Source organism: Streptomyces sp. SYP-A7185, assembly GCF_046103685.1.
Classification (GTDB): domain Bacteria; phylum Actinomycetota; class Actinomycetes; order Streptomycetales; family Streptomycetaceae; genus Streptomyces.
Genome location: NZ_CP122310.1, coordinates 4,895,856 through 4,917,567 on the forward strand (window position 1 = coordinate 4,895,856; position 21,712 = coordinate 4,917,567).

At 68.5% G+C, this 21,712-nt stretch carries 20 protein-coding genes; 8 read left to right on the plus strand and 12 right to left on the minus strand.

The window, feature by feature from the left end; all coding sequences use genetic code 11:
* Nucleotides 1-62: 62 nt before the first annotated feature.
* Both QBL25_RS21435 and QBL25_RS21440 read right to left on the minus strand, forming a co-directional pair.
* The gene (locus QBL25_RS21435) at nt 63-1,649 is read right to left on the minus strand and encodes a globin domain-containing protein (protein WP_409058640.1); all 1,587 of its coding nucleotides are present in this window, start codon (nt 1,647-1,649) and stop codon (nt 63-65) included.
* A 374-nt stretch (nt 1,650-2,023) separates the two neighbouring features.
* The gene (locus tag QBL25_RS21440) at nt 2,024-2,656 is read right to left on the minus strand and encodes an HAD family hydrolase (protein WP_409058641.1); all 633 of its coding nucleotides are present in this window, start codon (nt 2,654-2,656) and stop codon (nt 2,024-2,026) included.
* A 76-nt stretch (nt 2,657-2,732) separates the two neighbouring features.
* Between QBL25_RS21440 and QBL25_RS21445 the strand changes: the two genes are divergently transcribed.
* Together QBL25_RS21445 and QBL25_RS21450 are read left to right on the plus strand one after the other, a co-directional pair.
* On the plus strand, nt 2,733-3,284 hold the full coding sequence (locus QBL25_RS21445) for a DUF2269 family protein (protein ID WP_409058642.1): 552 nt from the start codon (nt 2,733-2,735) through the stop codon (nt 3,282-3,284).
* 5 nt (nt 3,285-3,289) lie between these two features.
* Entirely contained in the window at nt 3,290-4,159 is an 870-nt protein-coding gene (locus QBL25_RS21450; RefSeq protein WP_409058643.1) for a GNAT family N-acetyltransferase, read from the plus strand.
* 149 nt (nt 4,160-4,308) lie between these two features.
* Here QBL25_RS21450 and QBL25_RS21455 read toward each other — a convergent pair whose 3' ends face one another.
* Both QBL25_RS21455 and QBL25_RS21460 read right to left on the minus strand, forming a co-directional pair.
* On the minus strand, nt 4,309-4,731 hold the full coding sequence (locus tag QBL25_RS21455) for a GlcG/HbpS family heme-binding protein (protein WP_409058644.1): 423 nt from the start codon (nt 4,729-4,731) through the stop codon (nt 4,309-4,311).
* 56 nt (nt 4,732-4,787) lie between these two features.
* Nucleotides 4,788-5,996, minus strand: a complete 1,209-nt coding sequence (locus QBL25_RS21460; protein ID WP_409058645.1) for an MFS transporter — start codon at nt 5,994-5,996, stop codon at nt 4,788-4,790.
* A 141-nt stretch (nt 5,997-6,137) separates the two neighbouring features.
* Here QBL25_RS21460 and QBL25_RS21465 point away from each other — a divergent pair, with 141 nt between their 5' ends.
* On the plus strand, nt 6,138-6,596 hold the full coding sequence (locus tag QBL25_RS21465) for a MarR family winged helix-turn-helix transcriptional regulator (RefSeq protein WP_409058646.1): 459 nt from the start codon (nt 6,138-6,140) through the stop codon (nt 6,594-6,596).
* 66 nt (nt 6,597-6,662) lie between these two features.
* Nucleotides 6,663-7,115 carry a GNAT family N-acetyltransferase gene (locus tag QBL25_RS21470; RefSeq protein WP_409058647.1) on the plus strand — a complete coding sequence of 151 codons (453 nt, stop codon included), beginning with the start codon at nt 6,663-6,665 and terminating at the stop codon, nt 7,113-7,115.
* Between the two features lie 91 nt (nt 7,116-7,206).
* Here QBL25_RS21470 and QBL25_RS21475 read toward each other — a convergent pair whose 3' ends face one another.
* Both QBL25_RS21475 and dnaB read right to left on the minus strand, forming a co-directional pair.
* Entirely contained in the window at nt 7,207-8,589 is a 1,383-nt protein-coding gene (locus QBL25_RS21475) for a serine hydrolase domain-containing protein (protein ID WP_409058648.1), read from the minus strand.
* Nucleotides 8,590-8,705: 116 nt separating this feature from the next.
* Nucleotides 8,706-10,184, minus strand: coding sequence for a replicative DNA helicase (dnaB, locus tag QBL25_RS21480; protein ID WP_409058649.1), 1,479 nt, complete (start codon nt 10,182-10,184; stop codon nt 8,706-8,708).
* Between the two features lie 460 nt (nt 10,185-10,644).
* On the opposite strand from dnaB, the gene QBL25_RS21485 reads away from it, so the two are divergent.
* Nucleotides 10,645-11,982, plus strand: coding sequence for an MATE family efflux transporter (locus QBL25_RS21485; RefSeq protein ID WP_409058650.1), 1,338 nt, complete (start codon nt 10,645-10,647; stop codon nt 11,980-11,982).
* Nucleotides 11,983-12,168: 186 nt separating this feature from the next.
* Here QBL25_RS21485 and rplI read toward each other — a convergent pair whose 3' ends face one another.
* The 4 genes from rplI to rpsF all read right to left on the minus strand — a co-directional run bounded on the left by rplI (nt 12,169) and on the right by rpsF (nt 13,910).
* Nucleotides 12,169-12,615, minus strand: coding sequence for a 50S ribosomal protein L9 (gene rplI / locus QBL25_RS21490; RefSeq protein ID WP_190082966.1), 447 nt, complete (start codon nt 12,613-12,615; stop codon nt 12,169-12,171).
* A gap of 18 nt (nt 12,616-12,633) precedes the next feature.
* Nucleotides 12,634-12,870 carry a 30S ribosomal protein S18 gene (gene rpsR / locus QBL25_RS21495; RefSeq protein ID WP_003949403.1) on the minus strand — a complete coding sequence of 79 codons (237 nt, stop codon included), beginning with the start codon at nt 12,868-12,870 and terminating at the stop codon, nt 12,634-12,636.
* A 56-nt stretch (nt 12,871-12,926) separates the two neighbouring features.
* Entirely contained in the window at nt 12,927-13,538 is a 612-nt protein-coding gene (locus QBL25_RS21500; protein ID WP_409058651.1) for a single-stranded DNA-binding protein, read from the minus strand.
* Between the two features lie 81 nt (nt 13,539-13,619).
* Nucleotides 13,620-13,910: a 30S ribosomal protein S6 gene (rpsF, locus tag QBL25_RS21505; RefSeq protein WP_006604399.1), complete on the minus strand. Its 291-nt coding sequence runs from the start codon at nt 13,908-13,910 to the stop codon at nt 13,620-13,622.
* Nucleotides 13,911-14,186: 276 nt separating this feature from the next.
* On the opposite strand from rpsF, the gene QBL25_RS21510 reads away from it, so the two are divergent.
* The 3 genes from QBL25_RS21510 (at nt 14,187) to QBL25_RS21520 (ending at nt 16,888) form a co-directional block, all read left to right on the plus strand.
* Nucleotides 14,187-14,498, plus strand: a complete 312-nt coding sequence (locus QBL25_RS21510) for a hypothetical protein (RefSeq protein ID WP_249588912.1) — start codon at nt 14,187-14,189, stop codon at nt 14,496-14,498.
* A gap of 146 nt (nt 14,499-14,644) precedes the next feature.
* Nucleotides 14,645-15,766 carry a peptidoglycan bridge formation glycyltransferase FemA/FemB family protein gene (locus QBL25_RS21515; protein WP_361828908.1) on the plus strand — a complete coding sequence of 374 codons (1,122 nt, stop codon included), beginning with the start codon at nt 14,645-14,647 and terminating at the stop codon, nt 15,764-15,766.
* 90 nt (nt 15,767-15,856) lie between these two features.
* On the plus strand, nt 15,857-16,888 hold the full coding sequence (locus QBL25_RS21520) for an alanine racemase (RefSeq protein ID WP_160506093.1): 1,032 nt from the start codon (nt 15,857-15,859) through the stop codon (nt 16,886-16,888).
* A gap of 105 nt (nt 16,889-16,993) precedes the next feature.
* Here the strand turns inward: QBL25_RS21520 and QBL25_RS21525 are convergent, their stop codons facing one another.
* Together QBL25_RS21525 and QBL25_RS21530 are read right to left on the minus strand one after the other, a co-directional pair.
* Complete coding sequence (locus tag QBL25_RS21525; protein ID WP_409058652.1) at nt 16,994-18,532, minus strand: glycosyltransferase family 87 protein; 1,539 nt, start codon at nt 18,530-18,532, stop codon at nt 16,994-16,996.
* A 155-nt stretch (nt 18,533-18,687) separates the two neighbouring features.
* A complete protein-coding gene (locus tag QBL25_RS21530; RefSeq protein ID WP_409058653.1) occupies nt 18,688-21,423 on the minus strand; it encodes a transglycosylase domain-containing protein in 2,736 nt (911 codons plus the stop codon).
* Nucleotides 21,424-21,712 lie beyond the last annotated feature (289 nt).

Sequence of the window (21,712 nt, forward strand, 5' to 3'; positions counted from 1 at the left end):
TGGCTGCACGACCCTGACTTGGCTTGTCCCGGGTGGCCGACTGCCGCACCGCCCGAGCCGGGCTAGTCGCCGGCGGCGACCAGTTCCTCGACCGAGTCGTGGCGGATGCGGCCGGCCGGGATCCCGAGGTCCCGCAGCGCGTCCACACCGCTGCGGATCATGCCGGGCGGGCCCGACAGATAGGCGTCGTACTCGTTCCACGGGCCGAATTCGCGCACGGCGTCCGGGAACTGGGCGTGACCGTCGACGACCGGGCGGACCGAGAGCCAGGGGTGGCTCTGCTGAAGGCGCAGCATCGTGTCGATGTCGTACAGGTCGTGGTCGGTGCGGGCGCCGTAGAAGACCTCCACCGGCCGCCGTTCGCCGTGCTCGGCGACGTCCTCGACGAGCGCCTTGATGGGGGCGATGCCGGTGCCTCCGCCGAGGCAGAGCAGTCCGCTGTCGGTGGAGTGGTCGACGGTCATCGAACCGGCGGGCGCTCCCAGCCGCAGGACGTCACCGGGGCGTGCGTGGTGCACCAGGGCGTTGGAGACCCAACCCGCGGGGACGGCCTTCACGTGGAACGAGAGGAGCCCGTCGGAGCGCGGCGCCGAGGCGAACGAGTAGTGCCGCCAGATCCGCGGCCACCAAGGCGTCTCCAGGCTCGTGTACTGGCCTGCGAGGAAAGGGTAGGGCTGATCCGGCCGGACGGTCACGACAGCGATGTCAGGCGTTCTCAGGTCGTGCGAGACCACCTCGGCGAGCCACCAGGCGGGGGCGCGCAGTTCGTCGGCGGCGGCCGCGTCGATCATGATCTGGGAGATCGTCGTGTACGTCCGGACCCAGGCGGCTTCGGTCTCCTCGTCCCAGATCGAGCTCGCGTACCGGCTGAGCGAGCCGATCAGGCACTCGCCGACGGCCGGGTAGTGCTCGGGCCGGGTGCCGTACTTGCGGTGTCCACGGCCGAGGTTCTTCAGATACGCGCCGAGGACGTCGGGGTGGTCGATGTGCTCGGCCGCGGTCAGCAGCGCCTTGAGGAGCCGGTCGCGCTGGGTGTCCATCGCCGCGGGGAACAGCGGGCGCAGGTCGGGGTGCCGGGTGAAGAGCAGCGCGTAGAAGTACGAGGTCACCTTGTCGGCGACGGGGCCTATTTCGGCCATCGTGCGCTGCACGCGGATCGCGTCGGGGGATCCCGTGGGGTAGGGCTTGCGCGGCTCCGGCACCCGCTCGGAGCGCGGCTCAGGCTGGGAGGCCTGGGGCTGAGGGGTCGGGTGCTGGGGGGTCTGGGGCTGGTGAGCCTGAAACCCGGGGGTCTGGGAGCCGGAAGCCTGGGACCCGGAAGTCTGGGCGCCGGCAGTCTGGGGCTGGGGTATTCGTTCCGCTGGCGCGCGCTCGGGTTCGAGCGCGGGCGCGGGTGCGGGCGAGGCCTCCGGGCCGGGCGCCGTGGCTCCTGACCTGCCCACCGGGCGTATGGCGGAGATCCGACGGCCCTCGGTGGCCTCGGGCTCACGCTCACCGCTCTCGGGGCGGGTCTGCTGCTCGCCGCCCTCCGAAGGCTGCGGCGCCTTTCGTGGGGTGAACCAGCCGCCTCCACCGCCGCTGTCGCCGGAAGTGCCGTTACCCGCCGACGTGGTGGTCGGAGCGTCCATGCTGTGCCTCGCCTCGAACATCTCTCAGTCGGTCCGTGCACTTCCCTCAGGAAGGCCCTGCTTGCTTTCCCCGCTCTGCCTCGGCAGCCAATGTGGCCACATTGAACCTCGAATTACCGGCACCTACGGACAAGTAGGTAGTAAATGTGACATTGCCCGCAGTCATATCCCGGCAGCGTCCCATCCCCCGCCGTCACGCCGCCCGCATACCGGAAAGTTCAGGTCTTCGATCTCTTCGCCCCGTTAAGCTGCGTTGCCCTTCGCCCGTGTTCCCCAAGGGTGCGCGGAGAACACCCGGTCCGAACCGGACTCGACCATACCGGCAGCCGTCCGGCACACAAGTCCCGCTGCCCTTAACCAGGAATTAAGCGGTCGGCGCCCGCCAATTGCCCCAATTACCTTGCCCCGCGCACCAATTCGTACGCCTTACGCAGATCGCGCCCGACATAAGAGTGGGTCGCGAGCCCGACCAGCCGCCGATCCGCATTGATGGCGACCGAGACGGGCACCGCCCCGAAGAGCTCCACGTCCGAGAGCGAGTCGCCATAAGCGATGCAATCGGACCACCCCACCCCGAACCCTTCACACAGCCGGTTCGCGATCTTCACCTTGGCCGCGGCGTTGAGAATGCCCGTCGGATTCACCGGCTCGGTGAAGGGCACGGCGGGGAAACGCGAGCCGTGCGCGGCATGCGCGCCCCAGCCGAGCAGCCGCTCCACGAAGAACGACGGGGACAGCGAGATCACCGCGCAGTAGTCGCCGCTCTCCCGGATCTCGGCCCAGGTCTCCCGGATCCCCGTCAGCCACGGTGCCCCCTCGAAGGCCGCCGTCACCTGCGCCTCCGTGAGGTCGGCCCACAAGGCGTGCACGCGCTCGGCGTACTGCGGCGAATCGATTCGCTGCGCCACGAAATCCCGCTCCAGCTCGGCGATCTCCGTGTCGAGGCCGAGCTGACGCGAGATCTCCACGGGAGCCGCCGTGCCGTGCAGCAGGGTCCCATCCAGGTCGAAGAGGTGAAGACGTGCCATGTACGCCGAGGCTAGTACCCGCGGTTACTCCCGCTGTCAGACGCCTTCGGCCTCCGCACGCGGCAGCGTGTTTCACGTGAAACTACGCCGCCCCGCTCGCCGGGCCACCCTCGTCGTCCATGTCATCGCCGCCGCAGGCTGGCTCGGGCTCACGCTCGGTCTGCTCGCACTTGCCCTCGCGGCCATCACCACGGATTCCGCCGCCGTCATCGAAGCCGCCGCCCGGTCCATGAAGCTCTTCGCAGACTGGCTGGTGCTGCCCCTCGCCCTGCTCACCCTGCTGAGCGGTCTGCTGCTGTCCCTCGGGACCCCTTGGGGTCTCGCCCGGCACCGCTGGGTCTACACGAAGTTCTGGCTGACTCTGGCCACCACCGCCGCCTCGGCGTTCGCGCTGCGCCCGGGCATCGACGACACGGTCGCCACCGTGTCGGCGGGCGATCCCGTGGCGGATCCGACCGGTCTGATCGCCGGCCCCATCGTCTCCCTGAGCGCCTATCTCTTCATGACGGTCATCTCGGTGCTCAAGCCCTGGGGCCTGACCCGCCGCGGCCGGAGGCAACGTGACCAAAACCAACGTGCCTCTCGCCGCAAACCGGTGGACGCCGAGGTCATGCGTCAGACAGCCTGAGCCGAGTGTCGACACCTACCCTCTCCGCACTGCCCATCCGCCGACTGACCCTCCGTGATCTCACGGCCTGCGCCGACCTGTCGCAGGACCGAGGCTGGCCACGCGAGGACCACAAATGGGGGCTCCTGCTCTCGGCCGGTACGGGCTACGGCATCGACGACCCCGACGGTGCAGGCCTCGCCGCCGCCTGCGTGGTGACCGAGTACGGCCCACATGAGCGCCCCGGCCTCGGAGCGATCGGCATGGTCCTCGTCGCCGAGCGGCACGCCCGCAAGGGCCTCGGCCGCCGCCTCATGCGCCACGTCGTCGAAGGCGCCGGAACCACCCCGCTCACCCTCCACGCGACGCCGATCGGCCGCCCCCTCTACGAGCAGCTCGGATTCAAGACCACCGGCCGCGCCGAGATGGTCCGCGGTCACTTCACCCCCGGCGGCAGGCTGCCGGACGTCGCCACCCGTCCCGCGACCGCGGAGGATCTGCCCGCGATCGTCCGGCTCGACACCGAGGTCTTCGGTCTCGACCGCACGCACGTACTCACTCGGCTCCCCGCCTTCGTGGACCAGCTGCGGGTGGCGGAGACGGACGGCACGATCACGGGGTACGCGGGTGCCTGGCCGAACATGGAGACCCATGTCATCGGCCCGCTGATCGCGCCGGACACGGAGACGGCGAAGGCTCTGATCGCCTCGCTCGCCGAGGGCTCGGACCGGCCGCTGCGCACCGACATCGACGTACGCCACGAGGAGCTGCTCGCCTGGGTGAAGGAGCGCGGCCTCGCGCCGATCGCCTTCAACGCCGTGATGACGTACGGCATCCCCGAGCTGCCCGGTGACTGGACCCGTCGCTTCGCGCCGCTGACGGTCGCGGCCGGCTGACGACCGCACACGAAGGCCCGCCCCCGAGCACGGATGGTTTCCGGTGCGTGGGGGCGGGCCTTCACCATGTCCCGCTTCACAAGCCCGTACTGGGCGAGCTACGCGAGCTGTTCTGGTGGGACGAGTTACGCGAGCTTCTGTGGGGCGCGTTACGCCAGCGACTCCACGGCCGCCGTGGCGAATCCGTGGTCCTGCTCCGGCGCTCCGCCGCCGACGCCGACGGAGCCGATCAGACGGCCGTCACGGTGGACGGGGACGCCGCCGGCGATGAAGAGCAGCGGCTTGTCCAGGGCGGTGGGCAGGGTGTGGAACGGCCCGTCGGGCTTGACCAGGTCGACGAGGTCGGCGGTGGGGGCATTGAGCTGGAGTGCCGTGTACGCCTTGCGGGTGCTGGTCTCGCCGGAGATCAGTACGGCCCGGTCGTCGCGCAGGAAGGCGAGCAGATGGCCGCCCGCGTCCAGGACGGTGACGCTGACCGTGACGTCGGCCGCCTCGGCCGCACGGCGGGCCGCGGTGACGAGCGCTTCGGCGTCCTGCGTGGTCAGCGGGGCGACGGCGGTGGTGGTGCTCATGGGGTTTCTCCTTGTGCGGTGGTGCTTGTCGGGGGGGTCAGGGGGTGTGAGGGGGGTCAGTGGTGGACGGGTGTCGCCTGCTCGACGGGGGCCACGCCCACGACGACCCGGCTGGGAGCGGACGAGCGGCGCTCGAGCACGGCCGAGACGACGGCCAGGAGGAGGGCGGAACCCGCGAGCACCGCGCCCACCCAGTTCGGGGCGGTGTAGCCGAGGCCCGCGGAGATCACGAGACCGCCGAGCCAGGCAGAGAGCGCGTTGCCGAGGTTGAAGGCGCCGATGTTCATGGCCGAGGCGAGCGTCGGGGCGCCGGACGCCTGGTCGAGCACCCGCTTCTGGAGCGGCGGCACGGTGGCGAAGCCCAGGGCTCCGATCAGCGTGATCGTCACGGCTGCCGCGATCTTGTTGTGCGCGGTGAGGGTGAAGAGGGCGAGCACGACCGCAAGCGAGCTCAGCGAGATGTAGAGCAGCGGCATCAGGGCACGGTCGGCGAACTTCCCGCCGGCCAGGTTGCCCGCGACCATGCCGAGGCCGAAGAGGACCAGGAGCCAGGTCACGGAGGAGTCCGCGTAGCCGGCCACGTCCGTCATCATCGGCGCGAGGTAGGTGACGGCCGCGAAGACTCCACCGAAGCCGAGGATCGTCATCGCCATGGCGAGCAGCACCTGGACGTTGCGGAACGCTGCCAGCTCGTGGCGCAGCCGTACGCCCTCGGGCTTGGGCAGGTCGGGGACGAGCTTGGCGATGCCTGCCAGGCCGATGACGCCGAGTCCGGCGACGACGGCGAAGGTGGTGCGCCAGCCGAGGGTCTGTCCGACGAGCGTGCCGAGGGGCACGCCGACCACGTTGGCCACGGTCAGGCCCGTGAACATCATGGCGATGGCCCCGGCCTTCTTCTGAGGTGCGACCAGTTCGGCCGCGACGACCGCGCCGATGCCGAAGAAGGCACCGTGGGCGAGCGAGGCGACGACGCGGCCCGCCAGCATGACGCCGAAGGCCGGAGCCACGGCGGAGAGCAGGTTGCCCGCGATGAACAGGCCCATGAGCAGCATCAGCATGCGCTTGCGCGAGATACGGGTGCCGAGGACGGTCATCAGGGGAGCGCCGAGCACGACGCCGAGTGCGTAGCCGGTCACGAGGAGACCGGCCGTGGGGATGGAGACGCCGAAGTCACCTGCGACCTCTGGGAGCAGTCCCATGATCACGAACTCTGTGGTGCCGATTCCGAAGGCCCCGATCGCGAGGGCCAATAGCGCGAGAGGCATGGTTCTACCTTCCAAGACGATTGCAGGTGCGCTTAGCTTGCGTCCACAATAGTTGCAGACGCGGGTTACTTGCAACCGCCGGATATTGCATCGGTGGACTATCCTGGTTCTCAGCAGCTCCGGGACGGAGGAACAAGAGCCATGACAGCGACGGACCCCGCACTCACCGCCCTTGCGCAGGGCTGGTGCGCGCTCTCCCTGCTCCACGGGAAGATCGAGGCCCACATCGAGCGCGCCCTTCAGGCCAAGCACGGCCTCAGCGTGCGCGAGTACTCCCTGCTGGACGTCCTCAGCCGCCAGCACGACGGGGAGGGCGGACATCTTCAGATGAAGCAGGTCGCCGATGCCGTCGTGCTCAGCCAGAGCGCCACCACGCGCCTGGTCACCCGGCTGGAGGACCGCGGGCTGCTGTCCCGCTACCTGTGCCCCACCGACCGCCGCGGCATCTACACGGACGTCAGCGAGGCGGGCACCGCCCTCCTCGACGAGGCACGCCCCACGAACGACGCGGCGTTGCGCGAGGCGCTCGACGAAGCGGCACTGAACCCGGAGCTGGCACCGCTGGTCCGGGCCGTGGAGGCGGTGCGGGTACCGGCGTAAGGGCTGTGCGGTCCGGCCATCGGCCCGCCCTGCCCGGCAGGCCGATGGCTGCATAGGCTGCGTCTCATGGGAGATCTTGAGATACGCCCGGCGGTCGCCGACGACATCCCCGCCATCGTGGAGATGCTGGCCGACGATCCCCTGGGCAGCACGCGCGAATCGCCGGACGACCTCACGCCGTACCTCGCCGCCTTCGCACGCCTCGCCACAGACCCGAACCAGCACCAAGTGGTCGCCGTGCGCGAAGGACGCGTCGTCGGCACCCTCCAGCTCACCATCGTTCCGGGCCTGTCCCGGAAGGGAGCGCTTCGGTCGATCATCGAGGGCGTACGCGTCCACGCGGACGAGCGCGGCAGCGGTCTCGGCACGCGCTTCATCGAGTGGGCCATCGATGAATCCCGGCGACAGGGCTGCCAGTTGGTGCAGCTGACTTCCGACGCCACCCGCACCGATGCCCGCCGCTTCTACGAGCGGCTCGGGTTCACGGCCTCTCACGTGGGCTTCAAGCTGCAGCTCTGAGACTGCCGTTGAGAGCGGTCACACCGGTGGGGCGTCGTGTTTCACGTGAAACACGACGCCCCACCGGGCGTTCACCATCGCTGACGGGAGCTTACGAGGGAAGCCCGCGCCACCCCTCCGGGTCGACCCCACCCGGCACGGGCGCCCCCGCGTCGTACGGCTCGCGGGTGAAGAAGAACGACCCCAGATCGAGATGGCTCACCGACCCGTCGGGCCGCCGCACCGCCCGCAGCACTTCCCCGGCGAAATACCCGTCCAGGCCGGTCCAGGCGCCGTCACCGTTCGGCCGGAACCCCGACCCGCGGCCATGACCCGTCAGAGGCTTCAGCTCCAGCGCCCCGTCGGCCTGCGGCCGCAGCACGAAGGTGCTCGTCCCCCAGTACCAGGGCCCGGCCAGCTCCAGCAGGCCCTTGTCCAGCTCGGGCAGAGGGCGCCACGCCTCCGGGATGCGCGGCTCGGCATCGGCGACGATCTTCAACAGGTCGAAGGCCAACGCCGTCACGGCAGGACCGGAGGTGCAGTTGGTCAGCGTGACCGCCACCAGGCCGTCCGCCTCGCTCGCCCACAGCCCGGCCATGAAGCCCGGCAGCGAGCCCCCGTGCCCGACCAGGGTGCGCCCGTCGCCACGGATCAGCTGCGTCCCCAGGCCGTACGTCACGTCCCAGTCCCCCGCGGGCAAGGGCGACGCCGGCGCCCGCATCTCCCGCACCGAGTCGGCGGACAGGACCCGCTCGTCGCCCTCCAGGAGGAAGGCGCCGAAGCGCGCCAGATCCGCGGTCGTGGACCACAACTGCCCGGCTGGCGCCATGAGTCCCAGGTCCTCGGCCGGTTCGGGCATCATCACGTCCGCCCACGGGTGGACGGCCCAGCCGCCCGCGTTCGGAGCCTGCGGTTGCACGCTCGTGCGGTCCAGACCCAGCGGCTCCAGGATCTCGCGGCGCAGCACGGCTTCCCAGGAGTCGCCCCGCAGCGCCTCGATCAGCGAACCGAGCAGCGTATAGCCGGGGTTGGAGTAGTGAAACCGGCGCCCGGTGGGGTGCTTGAAGGGCTGCTCGCCGAGCACGTCCCCCAACTCGGGGCGCTGCGCCGCGGGCGTACGCTCCCACCACTCCCCGGGCGTCTCGGCCGCCAACCCGCTGGTGTGCGCGAGGAGTTCCGCGATCGTGACGTCACCGGCGGCCGTTCCCGGAAGGTGCTTCTCCAAGGGGTCGGCCAGATCGAGGACGCCCTCGTCACGCAGCCGCATCACCAGCACGGCGGTGAAGGTCTTGGTGATCGAGCCGATGCGGTACTGGACGTTCTCGTCCGGTGCGTGCCTCTCGACGCAGGTCCGCCCCTCGGTCCACACCAACCCGCCGTCCCTGAACACCGAGGCGACCAGCGAGGGCGCCCTCCCCTCCGCCTGAGCGGTGGCGACTCGATGCAGCAAGGCTCGGCGGGTGGTGGGCAGCAACTCTTCACGCGGTGATGTCATGCCCCCAGTCCACCTGGACAGCGCCCACACGTCGAGTGAATTCCCCCGGCTGGCACCCCACAAGAGAGCTGACTGCGCGCCGACCGCCCTCAGGCAAGGCGGCGGCTTCCTCGCTGCTACGTCTGTGCCATGTCCACGAAGCGCGAGTAGTGGCCCTGGAAGGCGACGGTGATCGTCGCCGTCGGTCCGTTACGGTGCTTGCCCACGATGATGTCCGCCTCGCCCGCGCGCGGCGACTCCTTCTCGTAGGCGTCCTCGCGGTGCAGCAGGATCACCATGTCCGCGTCCTGCTCGATCGAGCCGGATTCACGCAGGTCGGAGACCTGGGGCTTCTTGTCGGTGCGCTGCTCGGGACCACGGTTCAGCTGCGAGAGCGCGATGACCGGGACCTCAAGCTCCTTGGCCAGCAGCTTCAGGTTTCGCGACATGTCCGAGACTTCCTGCTGTCGGCTCTCGGCACGCTTGGAACCACCTGACTGCATCAGCTGCAGATAGTCGATGATCACCATCTTGATGTCGCTGCGCTGCTTGAGGCGGCGGCACTTCGCGCGAATCTCCATCATCGACAGGTTCGGAGAGTCGTCGATGTAGAGCGGGGCGGCCGAGACCTCGGGCATCCGGCGCGCGAGGCGCGTCCAGTCCTCGTCCGTCATCGTGCCGGAGCGCATGTGGTGCAGCGCCACCCGGGCCTCCGCGGACAGCAGACGCATCGCGATCTCGTTGCGCCCCATTTCCAGGGAGAAGATGACGCTGGGCAGGTTGTGCTTGATGGACGCGGCACGCGCGAAGTCCAGGGCCAGGGTGGACTTACCCATGGCGGGACGGGCCGCGATGACGATCATCTGGCCGGGGTGCAGGCCGTTCGTCAGCGAGTCGAAGTCGGTGAAGCCCGTCGGCACACCGGTCATCTCGCCGCTGCGCGAACCGATCGCCTCGATCTCGTCGAGCGCGCCCTCCATGATGTCGCCGAGCGGCAGATAGTCCTCGCTGGTGCGCTGCTCGGTGACCGCGTAGATCTCGGCCTGGGCGCTGTTGACGATCTCGTCGACGTCGCCGTCCGCCGCGTATCCCATCTGGGTGATGCGGGTGCCCGCCTCGACGAGGCGGCGCAGGACCGCCCGCTCGTGGACGATCTCCGCGTAGTACTCGGCGTTCGCCGCCGTCGGCACCGTCTGCACCAGCGTGTGCAGATACGAGGCCCCGCCGACCTTGGTGATCTCGCCGCGCTTGGTGAGCTCGGCCGCCGCGGTGATCGGGTCGGCCGGCTCCCCCTTGGCGTACAGATCGAGGATCGCGGTGTAGATCGTCTCGTGCGCCGGCCGGTAGAAGTCGTGGCCCTTGAGCACCTCGACGACGTCGGCGATGGCGTCCTTGGAGAGCAGCATGCCGCCGAGCACCGACTGCTCGGCATCGAGGTCCTGCGGCGGTACGCGCTCGAAGGCGGTGCCCCCGCCGTCCCAGCCGCCGCCCTCACGGCCGCGCTCGTGCTGCTCGTCGCGGCCCCTGCCCCCGTCGCGACGCTGTCGGGAGGCGGGCAGACGGTCACTGGGACCACTGTCGGCCCAGGGGTCGTCCAAGGGCTCGGAGATACTCACCGGGCCACCTCCCTCACGTCCGCAGCGCGGACCTCGCCGTGCCCCTCTTTCTTACGGCACGACACTGACAAATATGCGACCCAACTCCGGTTCTGGCGCGTCGGATTTACGGGCTTTCCGAGGCAGGATCACGAGGGGGGCGCCGCACCACGGTAGGCCCGTGGGCACCGTCAGCCAATCTGGTTATCCACAGGCGGTGTGGATGACGGGCGCGTTGCTGTGGAGAACTCCGCCAAACCTGTGCACGGCCCGGTGGACAGGCCTGTGAACAAGCACTCAGCCTTCGCCGCGCATATGCTCTGACCTGCGACTTTCGCATCCACTGGCTGTGCAGAAGAAAAACTTCCCCAGTCGGACCAAGATCCTGCCGAACAGGGCCTCGAAGAGTGTCCGACTCGAGACCTGGTAAGGGTCTTAGAGGCATTGCATCTCTTACCTGTGGAAGATTAGATTGGTGCTCATGACACAGGCTCCCGCGGCGCCCAAGGCCGCTCGGCGACAGCATGACCGAGAGATCATCGCCCTCGCCGTTCCCGCCTTCGGCGCACTCGTCGCCGAGCCCCTCTTCGTCATGGCCGACAGCGCCATCGTGGGCCACCTCGGCACCGCACAACTGGCCGGACTCGGTGTCGCCTCCGCGCTCCTCATGACCGCCGTGAGCGTCTTCGTCTTCCTCGCCTACGCCACCACTGCGGCCGTCGCCCGCCGGGTCGGCGCCGGAGATCTCCAGGCCGCCATCCGTCAGGGGATGGACGGCATCTGGCTCGCCCTCCTGCTCGGCGCCGCCGTCATCGCCGTCGTCCTACCCACCGCGCCCTCGATCGTGGAGCTCTTCGGCGCATCGGACACCGCGGCCCCCTACGCGATCACCTATCTGCGCATCTCCTCGCTCGGCATCCCCGCCATGCTCGTCGTACTCGCCTCCACCGGTGTCCTGCGAGGCCTCCAGGACACCAAGACCCCGCTGTACGTCGCGATCGGCGGCTTCGTCGCCAACGGTGTCCTCAACGTGGCCCTCGTCTACGGCGCCGGCCTGGGCATCGCCGGTTCCGCCTGGGGCACCGTCATCGCCCAGTGCGCCATGGCCGCCGTGTATCTCTTCGTCGTCGTCCGCGGAGCCAGGCGCCACGGCGCCTCCCTGCGCCCCGACGCCGCCGGAATCAGGGCCTGCGCCCAAGCGGGCGCCCCTCTCCTCGTCCGTACGCTCTCGCTGCGGGCGATCCTGATGATCGCGACCGCGGTGGCGGCCCGCCTCGGTGACGCCGACGTGGCCGCCCACCAGATCATCCTGTCCCTGTGGAGCCTGCTGGCCTTCGCACTCGACGCCATCGCCATCGCCGGTCAAGCCATCATCGGCCGCTACCTGGGCGCGAACGACCCCCAGGGCGCACGCGACGTCTGCCGCCGCATGGTGCAGTGGGGCATCGCCTCAGGCGTCGTGCTCGGCGTCCTGGTCGTCCTCGCCCGCCCGCTGTTCATCCCGCTCTTCACCGGTGACTCCGTCGTCCAGGACGCCGCGCTGCCCGCTCTGATCATGGTGGCCATCTCCCAGCCGATCTGCGGCATCGTCTATGTCCTCGACGGTGTCCTGATGGGGGCGGGCGACGGCCCTTACCTGGCTTGGGCGATGCTGGCCACGCTGGCGGTCTTCGCCCCTGTGGCCCTGCTCGTACCGACCCTCGGCGGGGGACTGACCGCCGTCTGGGCGGCGATGACCCTGATGATGGCGGTCCGCATGGTGACCCTCTGGGTGCGCACGCGCTCCGGCCGCTGGATCGTCACCGGCGCCACGCGCTGACGCTGCCCCTGCTGCCCCTCCTGCCCCTCACGAGCTGATCGCCGCAGGCGCTGTTTCACGTGAAACAGCGCCTGTGAAACGACGCCCGTGGAACCACCGCCGCCCAGTGGCACCCGGCAAACACGTTGGGCCGCACCCTGAGGGTGCGGCCCAACGGTTGTGCTTCAGCTCTGCCAAGCGCAGTGCTTAGGCGGAGACGACCTCGATGTTGACCTGAGCGGCAACCTCGGGGTGCAGACGCACGGACGTCGCGTGGGCGCCCAGCGTCTTGATCGGCGAGCCCAGCTCGACACGACGCTTGTCGATCTTCGGGCCACCGGCAGCCTCGATCGCCGAAGCGACGTCAGCCGGGGTGACGGAACCGAAGAGACGACCGGCGTCGCCGGAGCGGACGGCCAGACGGACCTTGACGCCCTCGAGCTTGGCCTTGACCTCGTTGGCCTGCTCGATGGTCGCGATCTCGTGGATCTTGCGAGCACGACGGATCTGCTCGACGTCCTTCTCGCCACCCTTGGTCCAGCGGATCGCAAAGTTCCGCGGGATCAGGTAGTTGCGGGCGTAGCCGTCCTTGACGTCTACGACCTCGCCGGCGGCACCGAGGCCGGAGACCTCGTGGGTGAGGATGATCTTCATTTGTCGGTCACCCTTCCCTTATCGCGCGGTGGACGTGTAGGGCAGCAGCGCCATCTCACGGCTGTTCTTCACGGCCGTGGCGACGTCACGCTGGTGCTGCGTGCAGTTGCCGGTCACGCGGCGGGCACGGATCTTGCCGCGGTCGGAAATGAACTTCCGCAGCATGTTCGTGTCCTTGTAGTCCACGTACGTGACCTTGTCCTTGCAGAATGCGCAGACCTTCTTCTTAGGCTTGCGCACAGGCGGCTTCGCCATGTGTTCTCTCCTGTTTGATCAAGAAGTGTGGGAACGGCCCACCCCGGCCCTGAGGCCTAGAAGGGGGGCTCGTCCGAGTAGCCGCCGCCAGAGCCGCCGGAGCCGCCGGAGCTTCCGCCCCAGCCACCGCCGCCGCCCTGCTGCTGGCCGCCGCCGGCCGGCGCACCGGTCGCCCAGGGGTCGTCGGCGGGAGCACTGCCGCCGCCCTGCTGCTGACCGCCACCGGAGCCGCCGCCCCAGTTGCCGCCGCCCTGCTGGCCGCCGCCACCGCCGCCGAAGCCGCCTCCGCCCTGGCCGCCTCGACCAGTGGTCTTGGTGACCTTGGCCGTGGCGTTCTTCAAGCTGGCGCCGACTTCCTCGACGTCCAGCTCGTAGACCGTGCGCTTGACGCCCTCACGGTCCTCGTAGGACCGCTGCTTCAACCGGCCCTGCACGACGACGCGCATGCCTCGCTGAAGCGACTCCGCGACGTTCTCCGCCGCCTGCCGCCAGACCGAGCAGGTGAGGAAGAGGCTTTCGCCGTCCTTCCACTCATTGGTCTGACGGTCGAAGGTGCGGGGAGTGGACGCGACACGGAACTTCGCGACCGCCGCACCGGACGGGGTGAAGCGCAGCTCGGGGTCGTCGACAAGATTGCCGACGACCGTGATGACGGTCTCGCCTGCCATGGGGGAACCTCTCGGCGGGTTTGCTGCTGGCTGCTTTTGCTGCTGCTACTCGGATCCCGATGTACCGCTGAGCGGGAAAGCTCAGTGGGTCTCGGGACGGAGGACCTTGGTCCGGAGGACCGACTCGTTCAGGTTCATCTGGCGGTCGAGCTCCTTGACGACCGCAGGCTCGGCCTGCAGGTCGATGACCGAGTAGATGCCCTCGGGCTTCTTCTTGATCTCGTACGAGAGACGACGACGGCCCCAGGTGTCGACCTTCTCGACCTTTCCGTTGCCCTCACGGACGACGGAAAGGAAGTTCTCGATCAACGGGGAGACAGCGCGCTCCTCGAGATCGGGGTCGAGGATGACCATCACTTCGTAGTGACGCATGTGGAACCCACCTCCTTTGGACTCAGCGGCCACGGTCGTTCCGTGGCAGGAGGGTCGTGATGCGTACGCAACGGTATCGGCAGCCACTGACAATCGGGTTTCCCGATCAGTAGACCGATCGGGAGTCCCTGCCATGGCCTGGGCAGACACCGGTGCAGACGGTACACACTACCCGCACCTGGGCTTCCGGTTGAAATCCGGCGGGCGACGGGCAGAATCTGTACACATCGGGTGTGTATGGCGCTACGATGCGCCGCCTCACGCAGGAGGTGCCTTATGGCACAGACATTGCGACCGAACACCGCCGGCTCTCTCTTCGCCACGGACGGCAAGGCCCATCCCATGCAGGACACGCTGCTCGGCGTGACCCTGATCCTGGGTGCGATCGCCTTCGTCTCCGCGATGTTCCACAACCTCCACCTGCTCAGCTCCTGGGCCGGACTGGTGGGGATCGCCACGGGTGCGTGGGGACAGTTCATCTCCGAGACGACCCGCGAGCGCTTCGGCCTGATCCTCGGCCTCGGCGCATCGGCGGTCGGATTCTTCCTGGGTATGGCCCATGGCGGACTCTTCGGCGGGCTTTGGTAGCCGCCCCGCGCGGCCCCCGCCGGGCATAGGCCGGGGGCCGAGGTTCCGTACGCCCAGACGGGGCGCTCTCGGGGCACAGTAGGCTTCGGCGCGAGAGCCGGAGCCCCTGTACCCATGGGGACACACCAGCCCGAGGAGCGCCCCGAATGAGTCTGACCCTGAGGACCATCAGTCGCGAGCAGCATCTGGCATATATCCAGAGCCTGCCGTCGGCGAGTCATTGCCAGGTCCCGGCATGGGCGGATGTGAAGAGTGAATGGCGTTCGGAGAACCTGGGCTGGTTCGACGACCGGACCGGCGAGCTCGTCGGTGCGGGCCTGGTGCTCTACCGGCAGCTGCCCAAGGTGAAGCGCTACCTGGCCTACCTCCCCGAGGGCCCGGTCATCAATTGGTACGCCCCGAATCTGGACGACTGGCTCCAGCCGATGCTCGCGCATCTGAAGCGGCAGGGCGCCTTCTCCGTGAAGATGGGCCCGCCGGTCGTCATCCGGCGCTGGGACGCCCCCGCGATCAAGTCGGGCATCCAGAACCCCGACGTGAAGCGCCTGCGGGACGTCGAGGCCTCGCACATCGAGCCGCGCGCCTTCGAGGTCTCCGACCGGCTGCGGAAGATGGGCTGGCAGCAGGGCGAGGACGGCGGCGCCGGCTTCGGTGACGTCCAGCCGCGTTACGTCTTCCAGGTGCCGCTCGCCAACCGCTCCCTGGACGAGGTCCTCAAGGGCTTCAACCAGCTGTGGCGGCGCAACATCAAGAAGGCCGAGAAGGCCGGCGTCGAGGTCGTCCAGGGCGGTTACGAGGACCTCGCCGAGTGGCAGCGCCTCTACGAGATCACGGCGATCCGCGACAAGTTCCGTCCGCGGCCGCTGGGCTACTTCCAGCAGATGTGGCGGGCCCTCAACTCCGAGGACCCCAACCGCATGCGGCTGTACTTCGCGCGCCACAACGGCGTGAACCTGTCCGCGGCGACGATGCTCGTCGTCGGCGGGCACGTCTGGTACTCCTACGGGGCCTCGGACAACATCGGCCGTGAGGTCAGGCCCTCGAACGCGATGCAGTGGCGGATGCTCCGGGACGCCTACGCGCTCGGCGCCACCGTCTACGACCTGCGGGGCATCTCCGACTCCCTGGACGAGACGGACCACCTCTTCGGACTGATCCAGTTCAAGGTGGGCACGGGTGGAGAGGCTGTCGAGTACATCGGCGAGTGGGACTTCCCGCTCAACAAGCTGCTCCACAAGGCACTCGACATCTACATGTCGCGCCGCTGACCGCGCTGCCCGGGCACAATTCGCACCATCACACATAGTCTTCATACCTCTGATACACCGCAGCCACGAGAAAGGTTCCGGGATCCGGCCATGGCGCTCACGCTCTATGTCGACACCGCGCGCTGGCGGGCACACCACAAGCACGTGCTGGAGCAGTTCCCGGGAATCGTCCCGGTCTGCAAGGGCAACGGCTATGGCTTCGGTCACGAGCGCCTCGCGGAAGAAGCGACCCGCTTCGGCTCCGACGTCCTCGCCGTCGGCACCACGTACGAAGCCGCCCGGATCAAGGACTGGTTCAGCGGTGATCTGCTGGTCCTGACCCCGTTCCGGCGGGGCGAGGAGCCCGTGCCGCTGCCCGACCGCGTCATCCGCTCCGTGTCGTCCCTGGACGGCGTACACGGCCTCGTGGGCGCCCGCGTCGTCATCGAGGTCATGTCCTCGATGAAGCGGCACGGCGTCAGCGAGCAGGAGCTCTCACAGCTGCACGCGGCCATCGAGGACGTACGGCTCGAGGGCTTCGCGATCCACCTGCCGCTGGACCGCACCGACGGCTCGGACGCCGTCGAGGAGGTCATCGGCTGGATGGACCGGCTGCGTGCCGCCCGTCTCCCGCTGCACACGATGTTCGTCAGCCACCTCAAGGCCAACGAACTCGCCCGCCTCCAGCAGCAGTTCCCGCAGACGCGTTTCCGCGCCCGCATCGGCACGCATCTGTGGCTGGGCGACCACGAGGCCACCGAGTACCGCGGGGCCGTCCTGGACGTCACGCAGGTGACCAAGGGTGATCGTTTCGGCTACCGCCAGCAGAAGGTCGCGTCCGACGGCTGGCTGGTCGTCGTCGCGGGCGGCACCTCGCACGGCGTCGGCCTGGAGGCGCCCAAGGCGCTGCACGGCATGGTGCCGCGGGCGAAGGGCGTGGCCCGCGCGGGCCTCGCGACCGTCAACCGCAACTTGTCGCCGTTCGTCTGGGGCGGCAAGCAGCGCTGGTTCGCCGAGCCGCCGCACATGCAGGTGTCCATCCTGTTCGTGCCCTCGGACGCACCCGAGCCGAAGGTGGGCGAGGAGCTGGTGGCCCATCTGCGGCACACGACCACGCAGTTCGACCGCATCGTCGACCGCTGATCGCGGCAGGATCGGCACAGCACGACCAACGGCTGAAGGGCCGGGAGCGACCACCGTCGCTCCCGGCCCTTCAGCCGTTTCTTGCCGCTCCAGCGGTCTGTTCGCTCAGGGTGAAACGTCGGTGGAGGTCGCTCCCCACCGCACCTGGGGCCTCTCTGTCGCGTGCACGGCATGCCGGGGCGGATGAGCCGCCTGACCGAGGACGAAGACGTCCTGTGCCCCGTCCAGGACGCCTCCAGAGGGGTCGTCGTCGCCGGACCGCCGCACCGGATCCTTCTCCGGCATCAGGATGTCGCGTACGACCATGGCGCACAGGTACAGCGTCCCCAGCAGGTGCACCACGATGACGAGTTGGTAGCCCTCCGTCGGCAGGCCCTTGTGGGCTTCTCCGCTCGTCGTGTACGCGAGGTACATCCAGATCCCCAGGAAGTACGCGACCTCGCACGCCTGCCAGATCAGGAAGTCACGCCAGCGCGGCCGCGCCAGCGCGGCCAGCGGGATCAGCCACAGTACGTACTGCGGCGAGTAGACCTTGTTGGTGAGGATGAACGCGGCGACCACCAGGAAGGCGAGCTGGGCGAAGCGCGGGCGGCGCGGGGCGGTCAGGCCCAGCGCGCCGACCCCGAGGCAGGCGAGGAGCATCAGCGCCGTCGCCAGGGTGTTCACCGTCTCGGTGGACAGCGGGTCGTCCATGCGCTGCGAGAGGATCAGCCAGAACGAGCCGAAGTCGACGCCCCTCTCCTGGCTGAAGGTGTAGAACTTCGCCCAGCCCTCACGGATGTGGAAGCCCGTGGAGTCGTGCGTGATCATCACCGGCAGATTCACCACGAGCCAGGCACCCACCGCCGCCCCGGCCGTCGTGAGGAAGGCTCGCCAGCGTCCCGCCCGCCAGCACAGGATGAGCAGCGGACCCAGGAGCAGCGCCGGATAGAGCTTCGCGGCGGTCGCCAGGCCCAGCAGGACGCCCGCGGAGAGCGTGCCACCGCGCGCCCACATCAGCATCGCGGCGGCCGTGAGAGCGACGGCGAACAGGTCCCAGTTGATGGTGGCCGTCAGCGCGAAGGCGGGCGCCAGGGCGACCAGCAGGCCGTCCCAGGGGCGCCGCTTGTGGGTACGGGCGACACAGACGGCGATGACCGCCGTGCAGGCCATCAGCATCCCGGCGTTGACCATCCAGTAGAACTTCTCCTGGTGCTGGATGCTGCCGCTGCCGGGCGTCAGCCAGGAGGCCACCTCCATGAACACACCGGTCAGCACCGGGTATTCGAGGTACTCCATGTCGCCGGGCAACTTGTCGAAGTAGGGCACGAGACCATCGGCGAAGCCCCGCCCCTGGTAAAGGTGCGGGATGTCGGAGTAGCAGGCGTGCGTGTACTGCGAGCTCGCGCCCTGGAACCAGGCACCGTCGTAACACGGCATCTTCTGCACCATGCCGAGCGCAAACATTCCGATGGCCACGAGCGCGATGACGCGTACGGGAGTCCACCATGTCGCCGCGTACAGCACTCTGCGGCCGATGGGTCCACCGATCATCTCGCTGCCGGCCGCGGCGACCTCGTCCTCCTTGGTCGGCCGCACGGTCTCCGGCTGATGTGCACTAGCGGTCTTGTGCACGCTCGTGCGCGTCGTCTCTGCACTGGGCATGCCGCCATCCTGCCGTACGCACCTGAGAACACGGAGAGGGCCGCCACACCGGTGCGGTGTGGCGGCCCTCGTCAGCGCTCTGCGGTACATGTTTCACGTGAAACAGTGCGTTTCACGTGAAACACCCTCAAGGGGAGCTCGGTTCAGCCTGGCGGTCAGCCGAAGATTCCGCCGTTGCCGTTTCCGTTGTTGCCTCCGCCGCCCGTCGGTTCCTCCGTGGTCGGTGGTGACTCCCCGCCGGTACTGCCGTCGGTGGTCCCGCCGTCTGCCTGGCCGCCGTTGTTGTTGTTGCACTGCCAGTCCCAGTCGGCGCAGGACTCCGTGGGATCGGGAGTCTCCGACGGACTCGGCGACGTTTCCGTCTTCGAGGGAGTCGGCGAGGGTGAGTCCTCCGGCTCCTCCGTCTCGGAGGGAGTCGGGCTCGGGGCGGGCGGCGGGGTCTCACCGACGACCGATCCGATGGGCGCCGGGACCGGGAAGTTGATCACGCGCTGGCCCTTCAGGGCCTGCTCCATGTAGTCCTTCCAGATCTGCGCGGGGAACGAGGCACCGTGGATCTTCTCCTCGCCACCCGTGCCGAACATCTCCAGGAACTCGCGCTTCTTGTTGCCCTCGTTGTCGTCCAGGCGGTACATGCTGATCGCGGTGGACAGCTGCGGGGTGTAGCCGACGAACCAGGCGGACTTGTTGCCGTCGGTCGTACCGGTCTTGCCCGCCACCTGACGGCCGCTGAGCTTGGCCGAGGTACCCGTGCCCTTCTCGACGACGGTCCTGAGGACGTCGGTGACGTTGTCGGCGACCTCCTTGTCAAAGGCCCGCTTCGTCTTCGTCTCGTGCTGGTAGACGGTGTTGCCCTTGTACTCGACTTCCTTCACCGAGTACGGGTCGTTCTGCTTGCCGCTGGACGCGAAGGTGGAGTAGGCGCCGGCCATGCGGATCGCACTCGGGGACGACGTACCGAGTGAGAAGGACGGGTAGTTGGCGCTGGCCAGGCTGTTCTCCTTGATGCCGGAGGCGATGGCCGCCTCCTTCACCTTGTCCAGGCCGACGTCCATTCCGAGCTGTACATAGGCCGAGTTGACGGACTCCCGCATCGCCTCACGGAGGTCGATCTGGTACGTCGGCGCGTTGTACGACGCGTCACCGTCGTTCGTCTGCAGCCACTCCTTGCCTTCCCGGTCCTTCCAGACGGAGCCGTCGAAGTTCTGGATCTTGAGCTTGTTCTTGCCGCTGTAGAGGCTCTTGGGGTTGACGATCGTGCGCTGATCCTCGCCCTGCTCGGCCGTCCCGTCGGGGTCACGCGTTCCGTCCTTGAACGCCGCCGCCAGCACGAAGGGCTTGAACGTCGAGCCGACCTGCGCACCGGTCTGGTCCGCGTTGTTGGTGAAGTGCTTCGTCGCGTCCTCACCGCCGTAGATGGCCTCGATCGCCCCGTCCTTGGGGTTCACCGACGCACCACCGAACTGGACGTGCGTGTCCTTGTCCGGCCGCTGCTTGGGCTTGATCTTCGCCTTGCGGACCTTCTCCACGGACTTCTCGAGCTTCAGCACCTTGCTCTTGTCGAAGGTCGTGTGGATCTCGTAGCCACCCTGCTGGAGGTCGTTGGCCGTGATCTCGCCGTTGCTGTTGTTGATCACGTAAGCCTTGGCCAGGTCGACCAGATAACCGACCTGTCCGCCCAGCTGAGCGTTTGAACGAGGGTTCTCCAGCTGCGGAAACTTCGTGTACTTGTTCCGGACCTCGGCGGTCAGGTGACCGTCCTTGACCTCCTCGTCGAGGATCCAGCTCCAGCGCTTCTTGGCACGCGCGGTGTTGGCCTCCGACGAAGCTGCGGGGTCGACCTCGGGGGAGCCCGCCGGGTCGTAGTAAGTGGCGCCCTTGAGCACCGTCGCCAGGAGAGCGCACTGGCTCGGGTTCAGGTCTTGGGCGTCCTTGCCGAAGTAGGCACGGGCGGCGGCCTGGATGCCATAGGCCCCGCGACCGTAGTAGGCGGTGTTGAGATACCCCGCCATGATCTTCTCCTTGGACTCCTGCCGGCCCACCTTTATGGAGATGAAGAGCTCTTTGAACTTACGCGTGAACGTCTGCGACTGGTCGCCCAGGCGCGCGTTCTTCACGTACTGCTGGGTGATGGTCGAGCCACCCTGGGTCTCGCCGCCCTTGGCCATGTTCACCACGGCTCGCGCGATGCCCATGGGGTCGACGCCCTTGTCGTCCTCGAACGTCTTGTTCTCGGCCGAGATGACGGCGGTCCGCATCTCTTCGGGGATCTTGTCGTAGTCGATGATCTGGCGGTTCGTCTCACCACCGGTCGCGACCATCTGCTTGCCGTTGGCCCAGTAGTAGACGTTGTTCTGCGCCTTGGCCGCTTCGTCGACCTTCGGCACCTCCACCAGGGCGTACGCGATCCCGGTGACCGCCATCAGGCTGCCGAGAAACCCGACGAACAGGCCGGTGACCAGGCGCCAGGACGGAACCCAGCGGCGCAGACCGTCCTTCTCCGCGCGCGGGTAGTCGATGAACCGCTTCTTGCGCGGCTCGTGACCGCCACGGCCCCGGCCACGGCCGGGCCCGTTCGGGCCACCGCCGCCCCGGCGACCGCCGCCCCCGGCGCCTCCGCGCCCGGCACCGTCGGCCGCTCTGCGGCGGCCTCCACCCGCGCCGGCAGCGCCACTGCGCTGCGCGGCACGGCGGGCTTCGGCGCGGCCGCCGTAGGAACGGTCCCCGTCGTCGGGAGCCCCCGTCCCGTGCGAGCCGGTTGAGGAAGTGGGTGATCCAGTGGCGCCACGCGGTGCCGCGCGGCGACCTGACGACGCGCCTGGAACGCCGCGTCTGGCCGCGGCGCGTCCGCCGCCCTGCGGCTGCGGCGGCTTGCGACGGTGCTCGCTCATCGAACGATTACTCCTCGGGCAGGCGCAGGTGTCCACGCCTGGAAACGGCGGCTGGTTTCCGGTCCCCCCGAAGTACGGATGCGCCCATGCCAGCGCTCACCCGCACTACACCAGGGTCAACGACGATCTCACGCGTCACTTGGTTCCCGGCGGTCTGCATGGCGCACAGACTACGCACCGTCAAAACCCTCTTAGGGCAGAAGTTCACCCCAAATCAGGCAAGTTACTTCCTACGAATCGGTGATGTGACGCCGTTCACCGTTTCCCCTCTTGTCTCGACAGGCGGGCC